The organism is Nitrogeniibacter mangrovi, from assembly GCF_010983895.1.
Classification (GTDB): Bacteria; Pseudomonadota; Gammaproteobacteria; order Burkholderiales; family Rhodocyclaceae; genus Nitrogeniibacter; species Nitrogeniibacter mangrovi.
In genome coordinates this window covers 2,595,389-2,608,431 of sequence record NZ_CP048836.1, presented here as the reverse complement: position 1 = coordinate 2,608,431, position 13,043 = coordinate 2,595,389, and the positions used below count along the sequence as shown (strand labels likewise).

Annotated in this window: 14 protein-coding genes; 8 read left to right on the top strand and 6 right to left on the bottom strand. The window is 70.7% G+C overall.

The window, feature by feature from the left end; genetic code table 11:
- Nucleotides 1-12 precede the first annotated feature (12 nt).
- On the bottom strand, nucleotides 13-531 hold the full coding sequence (locus G3580_RS12035; RefSeq protein WP_173765825.1) for a DNA-deoxyinosine glycosylase: 519 nt from the start codon (nucleotides 529-531) through the stop codon (nucleotides 13-15).
- On the bottom strand, nucleotides 528-2,093 hold the full coding sequence (locus G3580_RS12030) for a glucan biosynthesis protein (protein ID WP_173765823.1): 1,566 nt from the start codon (nucleotides 2,091-2,093) through the stop codon (nucleotides 528-530). The genes G3580_RS12035 and G3580_RS12030 overlap by 4 nt, the downstream gene beginning before the upstream one ends.
- A gap of 182 nt (nucleotides 2,094-2,275) precedes the next feature.
- On the opposite strand from G3580_RS12030, the gene G3580_RS12025 reads away from it, so the two are divergent.
- Nucleotides 2,276-3,031 (top strand): sulfite exporter TauE/SafE family protein, encoded by a 756-nt coding sequence (locus G3580_RS12025; RefSeq protein ID WP_173765821.1) that lies wholly within the window; start codon nucleotides 2,276-2,278, stop codon nucleotides 3,029-3,031.
- A gap of 21 nt (nucleotides 3,032-3,052) precedes the next feature.
- Here the strand turns inward: G3580_RS12025 and G3580_RS12020 are convergent, their stop codons facing one another.
- The 3 genes from G3580_RS12020 to miaA form a co-directional block, all read right to left on the bottom strand.
- Nucleotides 3,053-3,796, bottom strand: coding sequence for an EF-hand domain-containing protein (locus G3580_RS12020; protein ID WP_173765819.1), 744 nt, complete (start codon nucleotides 3,794-3,796; stop codon nucleotides 3,053-3,055).
- 211 nt (nucleotides 3,797-4,007) lie between these two features.
- Complete coding sequence (locus G3580_RS12015; RefSeq protein ID WP_173765818.1) at nucleotides 4,008-4,487, bottom strand: hypothetical protein; 480 nt, start codon at nucleotides 4,485-4,487, stop codon at nucleotides 4,008-4,010.
- A gap of 98 nt (nucleotides 4,488-4,585) precedes the next feature.
- Entirely contained in the window at nucleotides 4,586-5,542 is a 957-nt protein-coding gene (gene miaA / locus G3580_RS12010) for a tRNA (adenosine(37)-N6)-dimethylallyltransferase MiaA (protein ID WP_228720650.1), read from the bottom strand.
- A 72-nt stretch (nucleotides 5,543-5,614) separates the two neighbouring features.
- Between miaA and G3580_RS12005 the strand changes: the two genes are divergently transcribed.
- On the top strand, nucleotides 5,615-6,538 hold the full coding sequence (locus G3580_RS12005) for a TraB/GumN family protein (RefSeq protein ID WP_173765814.1): 924 nt from the start codon (nucleotides 5,615-5,617) through the stop codon (nucleotides 6,536-6,538).
- A 16-nt stretch (nucleotides 6,539-6,554) separates the two neighbouring features.
- On the opposite strand, the gene mutL is transcribed toward G3580_RS12005, so the two are convergent.
- The gene (gene mutL, locus G3580_RS12000) at nucleotides 6,555-8,345 is read right to left on the bottom strand and encodes a DNA mismatch repair endonuclease MutL (protein ID WP_173765812.1); all 1,791 of its coding nucleotides are present in this window, start codon (nucleotides 8,343-8,345) and stop codon (nucleotides 6,555-6,557) included.
- 115 nt (nucleotides 8,346-8,460) lie between these two features.
- Between mutL and G3580_RS11995 the strand changes: the two genes are divergently transcribed.
- Genes G3580_RS11995 through G3580_RS11970 form a run of 6 tightly spaced genes read left to right on the top strand, consistent with a single transcriptional unit; the run spans nucleotide 8,461 to nucleotide 12,988 of the window.
- Complete coding sequence (locus tag G3580_RS11995; protein ID WP_173765810.1) at nucleotides 8,461-9,105, top strand: DedA family protein; 645 nt, start codon at nucleotides 8,461-8,463, stop codon at nucleotides 9,103-9,105.
- Nucleotides 9,102-9,812 carry a hypothetical protein gene (locus G3580_RS11990; RefSeq protein WP_217424476.1) on the top strand — a complete coding sequence of 237 codons (711 nt, stop codon included), beginning with the start codon at nucleotides 9,102-9,104 and terminating at the stop codon, nucleotides 9,810-9,812. The genes G3580_RS11995 and G3580_RS11990 overlap by 4 nt, the downstream gene beginning before the upstream one ends.
- A 29-nt stretch (nucleotides 9,813-9,841) precedes the next feature.
- Nucleotides 9,842-10,483: a phosphoribosylglycinamide formyltransferase gene (purN, locus tag G3580_RS11985; protein WP_173765808.1), complete on the top strand. Its 642-nt coding sequence runs from the start codon at nucleotides 9,842-9,844 to the stop codon at nucleotides 10,481-10,483.
- On the top strand, nucleotides 10,480-11,229 hold the full coding sequence (locus G3580_RS11980; protein ID WP_173765806.1) for a DUF3108 domain-containing protein: 750 nt from the start codon (nucleotides 10,480-10,482) through the stop codon (nucleotides 11,227-11,229). The genes purN and G3580_RS11980 overlap by 4 nt, the downstream gene beginning before the upstream one ends.
- Entirely contained in the window at nucleotides 11,226-12,428 is a 1,203-nt protein-coding gene (locus tag G3580_RS11975) for an RsmB/NOP family class I SAM-dependent RNA methyltransferase (protein WP_228720649.1), read from the top strand. Before G3580_RS11980 ends, G3580_RS11975 begins: the two co-directional genes overlap by 4 nt.
- On the top strand, nucleotides 12,425-12,988 hold the full coding sequence (locus G3580_RS11970) for a phospholipase D-like domain-containing protein (RefSeq protein ID WP_173765804.1): 564 nt from the start codon (nucleotides 12,425-12,427) through the stop codon (nucleotides 12,986-12,988). The genes G3580_RS11975 and G3580_RS11970 overlap by 4 nt, the downstream gene beginning before the upstream one ends.
- Nucleotides 12,989-13,043: the final 55 nt, after the last annotated feature.

Here is a 13,043-nt window from a genome sequence, read left to right as displayed (position 1 = left end):
CGGCTGTGGAATTTATCCGGCGGATCCGGCCGTCAGCGCCTCGCGCCAGCGGGCGAGCTTGTCCTCGAAGCGCATCCCCGCATGCGCCGGGCTGGTGGACGGCAGGCGGTGGCGGGGGATCGTTCGCTGGGTGTCGTTCAGGGCGGGCAGGACGTGGCGCAGGAAGCTGTGTTCGGCCTTGGCGCCGTTGAAGTAGATGGCGCCGATCTGCGGGTGCCCGGTCAGAAATCCGGCCAGGTCGTTGGGGACGATGCTGTCCTCGACGATGTCCGCGTCGAGGCTCGAGGGACGGATACACGTGGCCATCACGTCCCAGAGCGCGACGCGGGCGGCGCCCAAGGCCTCGCACCGCCTTTCGTAAGCCGTCTGCGGGTCGAAGCCGAGCAGATCGCCCATGATCTTCCAGAACGCGTTGTGCGGATGGGCGTAGTACTGCACCTGGGCCAGCGAACGCCTGCCCGGCATGCTGCCGAGGATCAGCCGGGTGGCGTCGGGCGCGGCGAGCGGGGGGAAGGAGCGGACCGTGCTCACGCCGCCGGTGGCGAGTACTGATACATCCAGGTCTCGCTCAGGGCGTGGCCGCCGGCCTTGAGGAACAGGCGCAGGTTGATGGGCTCGGTACTGCCCGCCGGGGGGACGAGATCGAACATGGCGCGGTAGCCGTGGATCTCGTGCAGCGGCCGCACCGAGGTCAGCTCCGCGGTGCCGGCGGACAGTTGCAGCGCCATCTCCGGCTTGACGTCGCCGCCGAGCATGTTGAACTCGCCGCCAGCGAAGTCGATGGCGAAGCGCCAGGAGAAGTGCTTGCGCGGCTGGCCGACCACGCCACCGATGCCGGTGCGGGTCGCGACCACCCGGGCCTTGTGGGTGTCCATCGGCATGCGGCTGCCCCAGTGCAGGCGATAGCCGAACAGCAACTCCTGACCGGGTTCGACCGCCTGCTGCGGATGCCAGAAGGCGACGATGTTGTCGAAGGTCTCGTCCACGGTCGGGATCTCGACCAGCTCGATCGCGCCCTTGCCCCAGCCGGCCTTGGGCTCGACCCACAGGCTCGGGCGGCGCTCGTAGAACACGCCGTCGTCCTGGTAGTGGTCGAAGTTGCGGTCGCGCTGCATGAGGCCGAAACCGCGCGGGTTTTCGTCCGCGTAGGCGTTGAAGCGCAGGGTCGCGGGGTTGGTCAGCGGGCGCCAGATCCATTCGCCGTTCCCGGTCCACATGGCCAGACCGTCGGAATCGTGGATTTCCGGGCGCCAGTCGTTCGCCATGCGTTTATCGTTCTCGCCGGTCTGGTACATGCTCGTGAGCGGCGCGATGCCCAGGCGCTCGATGGTCTTGCGCGGGTACAGGGCGGCGTCCACGTCCATGCGCAGGGTGGGGCCCGGTTCGATGATGAAGCGATAGGCGCCGGCCACGCTGGGCGACTCGAGCAGGGCATACACCGTCATGGACTCGGCATGGGTCGGCGGGCGCTCGAACCAGAACGCGGTGAACAGCGGAAATTCCTCGGGCCGTGGCATGCCGGTGTCGATGGCCAGCCCCCGCGCCGACAGGCCGAACTGCATCTCGCCCCCCACGGCGCGGAAGTAGCTGGCACCCAGGAAGGCGGCGATGTCGCGGGTCGGGTCGGTGAAGTTGAGCAGCTTGAAGCCGGCAAAGCCCAGATCCCGGGGCAGCTTGCGCCCGTCCACACCGGTGCCCTCGTATTCGAACATGGCCGGATCGTAGGCCAGCTGCCGCGCCTGGCCGTCGACCACCTCGAACATGTGCACCGGGGTGGGGAAGATGTAGCCGGGGTGGAAGAAGCGCACCTCCATGCCGCGCGCCTCGCCCGCCCACAGGCCGTGCTCGGGCTTGAAGCGCAACGCCTGGAAGGTGTCGAAGGTCAGCGCCTTGAGCGCCGGCTGGGTCACCTGCGGCGGGGGCGTGTAGGGGCCGGTCGCCAGGGTGCGGGCCTTGCCCTTGAGCCAGGCATAGTCGAAGGGCTGGCTTTCACCCACCTTCTTGAGTTCGGCGGCATGGGTGAGCGGGGAGACGGCCGGCAGGCCGAGGGCCGCGAGGGCGGCGGAGGCTTTGAGAAAGTCGCGTCGTTCCATGGTCAGCGCTGAAAACACGGGTCAGGTCGGGCGCGTGCGCGTCGCAGGCGAGCGGCGCACCACAAGGTTCGGCATCTTACGCCGAGTGCAGGCCCCGGCGCGGGCGATTTGCGAGCAGATGTATCCCGTCGCGGGTCGTGCTTGCTAGCATAGCGGCCTGCCGTCCGTTCCGGAACTCCCTCATGCCCGACCTGCTGGTGCTGCCCGGTGACCTGTCGCTACCGGTCTATTCGCTGCTGATCGCGTGTGCTGCCTTCACCTCCTTGCTGACCGCCTGCCTCGGCGCGGGGGGCGGCGTGATGCTGCTGGCGATCCTGGCGCAGGTGCTGCCGCCGGCGGTGATCATCCCGATCCACGGGGTGGTGCAGCTGGGTTCCAACGGCGGGCGGGCGCTCATGGCCTGGCGCCATATCGACTGGCGCACCCTGGGTGCCTTCCTGCCGGGCGCCGTGCTCGGTGCGCTGCTCGGCTCCTTCGTGCTGGTGCGCCTGCCGCCGGCGGTGCTGTACCTGAGCATCGCCGGTTTCGTGCTCTACCTGTGCTGGGGGCCCAATCTGCCCAGGCTGGTGCTGGGGCCGGTCGGGGTGGCCGTCGCCGGCGCGGTGACCACCTTCATGACCCTGTTCGCCGGTGCGACCGGGCCGCTGGTGGCGGCCTTCATCAAGCAGATCCATGCGGACCGTTTCCGCACCGTGGCCACCTTCGCGGCGGCCATGTCGATGCAGAACGTGCTCAAGATCTCGGTGTTCTCCCACGCCGGATTCGACCTGTGGCCGTGGATGCCCCTGTGGGCCGCCATGGTCGCCAGTGGCGCGGTGGGCACCTGGTTCGGCCTGCATGTGCTCAGGCGCCTGCCGGACCATCACTTCCGGCTGCTGTTCAATCTCGTGCTCAGCGCGCTGGCGCTGCGGCTGATCTGGCAGGCGTTGACGGCCTGAGCCTCGGCGCGTCGAGGGTGCTCAACGCCCCTCGCGCGGTGGCTGCGCCGCCTGATGGCGGCCGAACTCCTCGGCGCTGATGCCGCCGTCCCCGTCGCTGTCCATGTCGCCGAAGGCGGGCATGCCATCCTGAAGCCCCCGCATCTGGCGGCCTTCCTGGGCGCGCTCGGTGATGCGTGCCTGCCGCGCCTGCTGCAGTTCCTGCGGGTCGATGCGGCCGTCACCGTTCAGATCGAAATCCGAGAAGGCCGGCATGTTCCGGCGCATGGCCGTGCCCCGGGGCGCACCCGGGCCCTGGCCGGAGCCCATCCCTGCGCCGGGACCCCGTCCGGGGCCTGCGCCCGGTCCCATGCCCGGCCCGGGTCGCGGTCCGTTCCCGGGCCCCATCCCGTTTCCGGGGCCCATCCCGTTTCCGGGGCCCCGGCCGCCGCCGGCACCCGGCATCGGGCCGCGGCGCTGGCCGGCGGACAACTCGTCCGGGGTGATGCGGCCATCGCCGTTGCGATCGAAATCGGAAAATTCCGGGCCGCGTCCGGCCTGGCGCATGGGCCGGCCCGCCTCGGCGCGCTGTGCCTGGCGCGCCTCGCGGTGGGCGGTGAACTCCTCGGGGGTGACCACGCCGTCGCCGTTGCGATCGAAGGCGCTGAAGGGTTCGGGGCCCTGCGGTGGCGGCGGGGGCGTCTGGGCGTGAGTGGAGACCGCGAACGAGACGCCGAGGACGGCGACCGCTGCGGTCGCCAGGCGCGCATATTTCAGGGGAAGCATGGTGAACCTCCGCAAACAGGTCCGGCCGATGGCATCCGCTCAGGGTGAGCCGGTGCGGCAACATCAGCACGTGCGAATATTTTCGCGCGCCGAGTGTCGCGGTTATTGCGGCAGATCAAAGGTTTTCCGGTGGCGGCCGGCGACCGACGGGCGGCGGGTGTGTGATGTGCTCGTGAGCCGGAGCCGCCGCGAGCGCGATGATGAAAAGGCCCTAGTCGTGCGGGCAGCCCGGGGCGCCCTTGTCCTTGACGAAGAGGATGTCGCAGCCGTCGGCCGCGCAGTCGCGGTAGAACTGCTTGAGGCGCAGGAACAGCAGCGCCAGGCCGCGGGTGTCGCGCGCCCAGTCGCGCCCGTCGGGCGGCGGTTCGGTGGCCAGCTGGGCGATGGCCTCGGCCAGCTGGCCTGGTGTGACCCGGTCGAAACAGGCGTTGATGGGCGCGAGTCGGTAGGCGGGAATGAGCAGGGTGGCCAGCGGCCCGGAGACGCGCACGGGCTGGATGCCCATCACCCGCGGCATGGCGAAGTGGGCGCACAGCTTGCCCAGACAGGCCCAGGCGTCGGTGACGTCGAGCTGGCGGGGGGCCTGGATCGGGTGCTCGCCCGCGATGAAGCGGGCAATGTCCTCCGCGGTGCGGATGCGTGCGCCGAACACCTGCGGCGGCAAGGCGTGGAAGACACCACGGATCGCCATGGTCTGGGTCCTGTCAAATAAAGCCGTATTGTAAGGAATTCGACGCACCGAAACCGTGCACACGTCATGAGGCCGTGATATTTGGCCGCATTGTCACCTCATGGTGCGTCGAGGGCGCGCAGCACGTGGGTGCGGATCGCCGCATGCAGGTCGGTGCGCAGGCAGTCGAAGCCGGTCAGGTCGGGCCAGGTCTCGAGAAACTTGCGCTGCCAGGTGATCTGGCGCTTGGCCAGCTGGCGGGTGGCGGCGATACCCCGGTCACGGAAGGTGGCCGCATCGGTTCCGCCATCCAGGTAGTCCCAGGCCTGACGGTAGCCGACGCTGCGCATGCTCGGCAGCTGCGGATCGAGGCGGTAGCGGGCGCGCAGAGTGCGCACTTCGTCGACGAAACCCGCCGCCAGCATGGCCTCGAAGCGTGCCGCGATGCGCTCGTGCAGCACCTGGCGCTCGCCGGCGTCGAGGGCGATGCCGACGAAGCGGTAGGGCGGCACTTCCATGGCGCGCCGCGCGTAACTCTCCGCCAGCGGGCGACCGGTCAGGCGCACGATCTCGAGGGCGCGCTGGATGCGCTGGGCGTCGTTGGGCTCGAGGCCGGCCGCCGCGGCCGGATCGAGCCGGGCCAGCTCGGCATGCAGGGCGGGCCAGCCGCGCGCGCGGGCCGCGGCGTCGATCTCGGCGCGCAGCGCCGGGTCGGCCTGGGGCAGGTCGGAGAGCCCCTCGCGCAAGGCCTTGAAATACAGCATGGTGCCGCCGGCCAGCACCGGTACCCGGCCGCGGGCGCTGATCTGCGCCATCAGCGCCAGGGCGTCGTCACGGAAGCGGGCCGCCGAATAGGCGGCCTCGGGGCTGAGGATGTCGATCAGGTGGTGCGGGCACACCGCCTGCTCGGCCGCCGTGGGCTTGGCGGTGCCGATGTCCATGTCGCGGAACACCAGCGCCGAGTCGACGCTGATGATCTCGATCGGCAAGGTCTCGGCCAGCGCCAGCGCGGCGGCGGTCTTGCCGCTGGCGGTCGGGCCCATGAGCAGGAGCGCGGGGGGGTGTGACTGGGACATGGCCGCATTGTAGGGCCAGTGCGCCATCGCTAGGTTTGCGCGTGGCCGTTTTGCCGCGACAATCCCCGGGTCATGATCGATTTGATGCGCATGAAGATCGCGGTGGAACGGAGGGCGGGCAGGCTGCGGCGATGGACGGCCGTGTGCTGGATCGCCCTCGCGGCGCCGGCCTGGGCGGCGCCGGCGCTGTGGGCGGTGAGCGACGCCCAGGGCCGTGTGCGCGGCCACCTGTTCGGCACCGTGCACCTGTGCAAGGCCGATTGCTATCCGCTGCCGGCCACGGTGCGTGCCGCCTTCGACAGTGCCGACCGGCTGATCGTGGAGCTGGACGCGGGCGACCCGGCGGTGGCGGCTACGGTGGCTGCGGCCGGGTTGCTGCCGGCCGGCCGGCGTCTCGAGGCGCAGTTGCCGGCCGAGCTGTTCCGCGCGCTCGAGGGCGCGGCAGGCCGGCTCGGGCTCGATGCGGCGATCCTGCAGCGCATGCGCCCGTGGTTCGCGTCGGCGTGGCTCATGGCCAGCGCGGCGGAGCAGGCCGGCTACTCCAATGCCGCGGGGGTCGATGCGGTGCTGCTGGCACGCTCACGCGCGGCCGGCAAGGCGCTGGTGACCCTGGAGACGCCCGAACGGCAGGTGGCGGCGCTGTCCGCCGGCGGCGCGCAGGCGCAGGTCGCCGCGTTGCGCCAGACCGTCGAGATGATCAACACGGGGCGCATGAGCGCCTACCTGGACCGCCTCGTGGCGGCCTGGCGCACGGGTGACGAGGCGGCGCTCAGCGCGGCGATGGCCGAGGGGCTCGACACGGACGAAGCGGCGCCGCTGATCGAGGCCCTGCTCACCGAGCGCAACGGCGAGATGGCCGCCCGCATCGACCGCCTGCTTGGCGCGCCGGGCACCGCCTTCGTGGCGGTGGGTGGCGGTCATCTGGTCGGCGCCGAGGGCATCCCGGCGCGCCTGGCGCGCCTGGGCTGGCGGGTGCGACGGGTTGCTTCGCCCTGAGACTCGGCGGGCGGGGCTATTGTCCGCGCAAGAAGAAACGGTCCAGCTCGGCCATGGAGAACTGGGTCCAGGTCGGGCGGCCGTGGTTGCACTGATCGGCGCGCTCGGTCGCTTCCATCTGGCGCAGCAGCGCGTTCATCTCCGGAATCGTGAGCGTGCGGTTGGCGCGCACCGCGCCGTGACAGGCCATGGTGGCGAGCAGTTCGTTGCGGCGCGCGGTGATCACGTCGGAGGCGGGCATGTCCTCCAGATCGGCGAGCACCGCACGGACCAGTTCGGGCACGTCGGCGGCGGCGAGCAGGCTCGGCACGCTGCGCACGCCCAGATTCTGCGGGCCGGCGGCCGAGACGTCGAAGCCCATGTCGGCCAGCACCGCGGCGCAGCGCTCGGCGGTGGCCATCTCCTTGGCCGACAGCGAGAGCACCGCCGGGATGAGCAGGCGCTGGATCGACGGCTGGCCGTCGAGCACGCTCTTGAGGCGTTCGTAGAGGATGCGTTCGTGGGCGGCGTGCATGTCCACCAGCACCAGACCCTGCGCATTCTGGGCCAGGATGTAGACCCCGTGCAGCTGCGCGAGGGCGAAGCCCAGCGGCGGCGCTTCGCCCGGCGTGGGTGCGGGCATCGGCTCCGGCGCCCGCGGGAGCGCATCGAGGCCCGAGGGCCGGTCGCTGGCGCGGGCGGTGAAGTCGTAATAGCTGCGGGTGGCCGCTTCCATCGCCAGGGGGCTTTGCACCGGCGTCGGTGCCGCCGGGTAGCCGGGCGAGGGGCGCAGGGGCATCGCCGGTGATGGGGCCGCCGGGTCGGTGCCGGCATGATCGGCCACGCCGGCGCCGGACTGCCCCAGGCTGCGTTCGAGGGCGTGGTAGATGAACTGGTGCACCGCGCGACTGTCGCGGAAGCGCACCTCGATCTTGGCCGGGTGCACGTTCACGTCCACGGTGTGCGGGTCGATGTCGAGGAACAGCACGTAGGCCGGGTGGCGGCTGCCGTGGAGGATGTCGCGGTAGGCTTCGCGGATGGCGTGGGTGACGAGCTTGTCGCGCACGAAGCGGCCGTTGACGAAGAAGTACTGGGCGTCGCGGCTGGCGCGCGAGTAGGCGGGCAGGGAGGCGAAGCCGGTGAGCCGCACCGGGCCGGTGTCGGCCTCGATGGCGCGGGCGTGGGCGAGAAAGTCGTCGCCGAGCAGGGCACCGGTGCGCCGGGTCATGTCGCCGGCGGCCAGGCGCTGGCTGACGCGGCCGTTGTGCGACAGCTGCATGGCGATGTCGGGGCGCGCCAGGGCGACGCGGCGGAAGGCGTCGTCGCAGTGGGCGAATTCGGTGTTGTCGGTCTTGAGGAATTTTCGCCGCGCCGGGGTGTTGTAGTAGAGCTCCTGCACGTCCACCACGGTGCCACGGTTGAGCGCGGCCGGCACCGGCGTCTGGCCGGGGCCGTCCACCCGCCAGGCGTGGCTGGCGCCGTCGGCGCGGCTGGTGAGGCTGGTGCGCGCCACCGACGAGATGGCCGCCAGCGCCTCGCCGCGAAAGCCCATGGTGCCGACCGACTCCAGGTCGTCGAGCGAGGCGATCTTGCTGGTGGCGTGGCGCTCCAGCGCCAAGGCCAGATCGGCCTTGTCGATGCCGCAGCCGTCGTCGCTCACCCGGATGCGCTTGATGCCGCCGGCCTCCAGGGCCACCTCGATGGCCTGGGCGCCCGCGTCCACCGCGTTCTCCAGCACCTCCTTGAGCACCGAGGCCGGCCGTTCGACGACCTCGCCGGCGGCGATCTGGTTGATGAGCGGATCGGACAGGCGGTGGATGCTGGGCATGGGCAGAGCGCGGAGCAAAACGACGATTATACGGACGCCACCGTGTGCGGTTCGCGCAGGCGACGGACAGGCGAGTCCGGTATGATGCCGTCAGTCCGATTTTTTGCGCTGCGGCATGGAACTGATCACCTCTTTCCTCGATATCGTCCTCCACCTGGACAAGCATCTGGCGGTGTTGCTGGCCGAGTACGGCGCCTGGGTGTACGCGATCCTGTTCGCCATCATCTTCTGCGAGACGGGGCTGGTGGTGACCCCGTTCCTGCCCGGGGATTCGCTGCTGTTCGTCGCCGGCGCGGCCGCCGCGGCCGGCGGGCTCGACATCCGCATCCTGGCCTCGCTGCTGTTTCTCGCCGCGGTGCTGGGCGACAACGTCAACTACTGGATCGGGCGCGCCATCGGGCCGCGGGTGTTCCGCTGGGAGCAGTCGCGACTGTTCAACCGCGCCGCCTTCGACCGCACCCACGCCTACTTCGAGCTGCATGGCGGCAAGACGATCATCATCGCCCGCTTCCTGCCCATCGTGCGCACCTTTGCGCCCTTCGTGGCCGGGGTGGCGAAGATGACCTACCGGCGCTTCCTGCCGCTGGACATCGCCGGCGGCGCGATCTGGATCTTCTCGCTGACGATCGCCGGCTATCTGTTCGGCAACATCCCGTTCATCAAGAACAATCTGAGCTTCGTGATCTTCGGCATCATCGGCCTGTCGCTGCTGCCGCTGTTCCTCACCTGGTTGCGCCACCGGCGCGGCGTCGCCGCTTGAGGCTCGCCGGTCGCGTCCTGCTGGTGCTGGCGTTCGCGCTGGCGCTGGCGGCCTGCGCCGCGCCCGGCTCGGGCCCCGAGCGCGATCCGGGTAACGGCTTTTCCATGGAAGACCTGGTCAAGTCGGACATCGACACGGTGGCCGAGATCCATCACCGCGCCATCTTCGCCTCCCTGCGCCGGCTCGCGCTCAAGCTTTACCTGCGCAACCCCGCCGAATGGCGCAAGGGCGGCAAGGCCAGCGCCGAGGCGGCGGTGTCCGACCTGTTCGACCGCGATCACCGCTGGCGCCTCGAGACGCTCAATTACCGGCGTGGCGCCGAAGCGGTGCAGATCGCGCTCAACCCCGACTACCCCGGTGACCGGGTGCAGGCCTTCATGGTCGGGCTGGCCGGCATGGTGCAGCAGGCGATCGGCGATCGCAGCGCCTTCCTGCTGCTCGACGACCTGGATCCGCAACGGCTGTACAATGCGGCTCGAAATTTCGAGGTGGCGGCGTGGAAGCTGGCCCACGCCCGCGACGCGCAGGGGCGGTTGCTGTTGCTCTCCAACGCGATGGAGCCGGTGCCCAACCTGAGCTTCGAGCGCGAATTCGGCCGCATGATCGGCCTGCTCGACGTGATGGCCGACATGCTCGAGCAGCGCGACGGGCGCACCATCACGCGTGTCATCCAGAATGCGGCCACCGCCGTTTTCCTGCCCTTGTAGGGCGTATCGATTTCAGTTCGGGTTTTGGCATGAAGTCCATCGTGATCCTCATTTCCGGTCGTGGCAGCAACATGGAGGCGATCGTGCGCGCCGGCATTCCGGGGGCGCGCATCGCCGCCGTGATCAGCAATCGTCCGGGGGCCGAGGGCCTCGCCTTTGCCGCGGCCCGCGACATCGCCACCGAGGTGGTCGATCACACCGCCTATCCCGATCGCGAGCGCTTCGATGCGGCGCTGGCCGAGGCCATCGACCGCCACACGCCGGATCTGGTGGTGCTCGCCGGTTTCATGCGCGTGCTGACCGCCGATTTCGTGCGCCACTACGCCGGCCGGCTGATCAACATCCATCCCTCGCTGCTGCCGGCCTTCGGTGGCCTGCACACCCATCGCCGCGCGCTCGAGGCCGGGGTGCGGGTGCATGGCGCGACGGTGCATTACGTGACCCCCGAGCTCGATTGCGGCCCCATCGTCGTCCAGGCGGTGGTGCCGGTGCTGCCCGACGACACCGAGGCGGAGCTGGCCGCCCGGGTGCTGGCCGAAGAGCACCGGATCTATCCGCAGGCGGTGCGCTGGATCATCGCCGGCCGGGTCCGGCTCGACGGTGCGCGGGCCGAGGTGCTGGCGGCGCCGGAGCCCAACGGTTTCGTCAACCCCGCGCTGGAGCCGGCATGAACCCGCTGCGACGACGCATCCTGGGAGCACTGACGGCGCTGCTGGCCGTCGCTGCGCCGCTGCTGGCGCAGGGCGCTGGCGGCGCAGTCCCCTGGCCGGCCCAGGGGCGCATCGTGTATCGCGTCTATCACGGCGACAGCGGCCTGCGCCTGGGGCAGACCACGCACACCTGGTCCCACGACGCCAAGCACTACCGGATGAGTTCGGTGGTCGAGACCACCGGGCTGGCGGCGTTGTTCAAGAATTTTCGCCTGGTGCAGAAGAGCGTCGGCACGGTGACGCCGGAGGGCCTGCGGCCGGAGCGCTTTTCCGCCGACCAGCAGGGCAAGCCGCCGCAGTCGGCCCGCTTCGACTGGGCCGCCGGCCGGGTGTTCATCGACCGTGGCGACAGCAAGCGCGAAGCCGACATCCACGCCGGTGACCAGGACGTGCTGAGCATCTGGCACCAGCTCGCGCGCCAGCCCCTGGAGGGCATCGACCGGACCCTGACCGTGGTCAACAACAAGGCGGCTTCGGTGTCGCGCATCCGCGACCAGGGGGTCGAGACCGTGAAGCTGCCCCTGGGCGAGCTGCGTGCGCGGCATCTGTCGGTGCGCTCGCAGGACGGCGGCGTGTCCCTCGATCTGTGGCTGGCGACCGGGCAGCATCTGCTGCCGGTGCGCATCCGCATCACCGATCGCAAGGGCGAGGTGCTCGACCAGCAGGCCGAGCGCATCGAACTGGGCGCGGAGAAGCCGGTCCCGTGAGCGAATCTCTGCCCCAGGCACTCCACGCCCATGCCGCTGCGCTCCTGGCCCAGGTGCTGCGCTTCGAGCTGCCCGCCGACACCGTGGTCCAGCAGTATCTCAAGCGCGAGCGTCGCCTCGGCGCCCGCGACCGCGCCCGGCTCTCCGATCTCGTGTTCGGCTGCCTGCGGCACCTGCCGCGGCTGCGGGTGGTGGCCGGCGCGGACGCCGACGCCGCGGCGCTGGTCGAAGCCTGGCTCGACGGCGGCTGGACGAGCCTCGACGCGGCCACCCTCGACCGGGCCAGCGCCGCCGACATGCCCGCCTGGCTGCTCGCCGCCTGGCCCTGGCAGGACGCCGCCGAGGCCCAGGCCATGGCCGAGGCCTTCAACGTCCCGGCGCCGCTCGACCTGCGTGTGAACATCGCCAAGGCCAAGCGCGACGCGGTGCAGGCGGCGTTGGCACGCGACGGCATCGAGACCGAGGCGGGGCGCTGGTCGCCCCATGCCTTGCGCGTGATGGGCAAGCCGGCACTGCAGCGTCACCCGCTGATGAACGACGGCACCCTGGAGGTGCAGGACGAGGGCAGCCAGCTGCTGGGCTTTCTGCTCGCGCCGCGGCGCGGCGAGCTGGTGGTCGATTTCTGTGCCGGCGCCGGTGGCAAGGCGCTGCACATGGGGGCGATGATGCGCAACGCCGGGCGCATCCACGCCTTCGACGTCTCCGCCGGGCGCCTGTCGGCGCTGTCGCTGCGGGCCCGCCGCGCGGGCCTGAGCATCGTCCATCCGATGGCGATCACCGACGAACGCGACACCCGCCTGGGGCGGCTTGCCGGCAAGGCGGACCGGGTTCTGGTCGATGCGCCCTGTTCCGGACTGGGCACCCTGCGTCGTGCGCCGGACCTGAAATGGCGCCAGGGGCCCGAGGACGTGCACGCGCGGGCGGCCGTGCAGAGCGCCATCCTCGAGTCCGCCGCGCGCCTGGTGAAGCCCGGTGGGGTGCTGGTCTACGCAACCTGCAGCATGCTCGCCGAGGAAAACGAGCAGGTGGTCGACCGCTTTGTCGCCGCGCATGAGGCGTTTCGCCTCGAGCCGTGCCGCCCGGTGCTCGAGAAGCAGGGGGTGGCCCTGCCGGCCGATGAGCGCGACGCGCTGCATCTGGATCCGTTGCATCACGACACCGACGCCTTCTATGGCGTCCGCCTGGTGCGGGCGGCATGAGGGCGGGATTCGTCCTGCTCCTGTGGCTGCTCGGTGTGGCACCGGCCTGGGCTGGGCTGGCGCCGCAGCCGGCCGAGGGGCGCGTCGAGGTGCTGTTCTCGCCTGACGATCCGGTCGAGGCGCGTCTGCTGGACCTCATCGGCCAGGCGCGCCGCAGCATCCGGGTGCAGATGTACACCTTCACCCGCAAGCCGATCGCGCAGGCGCTGATCGCGGCCCAGGCACGTGGCGTGCGCGTCCAGGTGCTGGCCGATGCGCATCAGAACCAGCGCGGGCGCAACGCCTTGCCGCTGCTGCTGGATGCCGGGGTGCCGGTGGCGCTCGAGACCGCCTACCGGACCGCCCACAACAAGGTTCTGCTGATCGACGCGGCCACGCGCGGCAGCGTGGTGGTGACGGGGTCCTATAATTTCAGTTGGTCGGCGGGCGCGCGCAACGCCGAGAACGTGGTCATCTTCCACGCCAGCCCGAGGATCGCGCGCACCTATCTGGCCAACTGGCAGCGGCATTTCGACGCCGCCACGCCGATTCGACGCCTGCCCGTTCATCTCGTGGACTGACGGTGGCCCAGACCGCCCGCCGGGCGGTTCGGGGCTTGCACTTTCCGTGCCCCGG

What these genes read in the sequence shown, in the direction of transcription:
- G3580_RS11970 (WP_173765804.1), top strand. Translation starts at nt 12,425, where the DNA reads ATGAGGGCGGGATTCGTCCTGCTCCTGTGGCTGCTCGGTGTGGCACCG.
- mutL (WP_173765812.1), bottom strand. Translation starts at nt 8,345, where the DNA reads ATGCCCAGCATCCACCGCCTGTCCGATCCGCTCATCAACCAGATCGCC.
- miaA (WP_228720650.1), bottom strand. Translation starts at nt 5,542, where the DNA reads ATGTCCCAGTCACACCCCCCCGCGCTCCTGCTCATGGGCCCGACCGCC.
- G3580_RS11995 (WP_173765810.1), top strand. Translation starts at nt 8,461, where the DNA reads ATGGAACTGATCACCTCTTTCCTCGATATCGTCCTCCACCTGGACAAG.
- G3580_RS11980 (WP_173765806.1), top strand. Translation starts at nt 10,480, where the DNA reads ATGAACCCGCTGCGACGACGCATCCTGGGAGCACTGACGGCGCTGCTG.
- G3580_RS12005 (WP_173765814.1), top strand. Translation starts at nt 5,615, where the DNA reads ATGATCGATTTGATGCGCATGAAGATCGCGGTGGAACGGAGGGCGGGC.
- G3580_RS12025 (WP_173765821.1), top strand. Translation starts at nt 2,276, where the DNA reads ATGCCCGACCTGCTGGTGCTGCCCGGTGACCTGTCGCTACCGGTCTAT.
- purN (WP_173765808.1), top strand. Translation starts at nt 9,842, where the DNA reads ATGAAGTCCATCGTGATCCTCATTTCCGGTCGTGGCAGCAACATGGAG.
- G3580_RS12020 (WP_173765819.1), bottom strand. Translation starts at nt 3,796, where the DNA reads ATGCTTCCCCTGAAATATGCGCGCCTGGCGACCGCAGCGGTCGCCGTC.
- G3580_RS12030 (WP_173765823.1), bottom strand. Translation starts at nt 2,093, where the DNA reads ATGGAACGACGCGACTTTCTCAAAGCCTCCGCCGCCCTCGCGGCCCTC.
- G3580_RS12015 (WP_173765818.1), bottom strand. Translation starts at nt 4,487, where the DNA reads ATGGCGATCCGTGGTGTCTTCCACGCCTTGCCGCCGCAGGTGTTCGGC.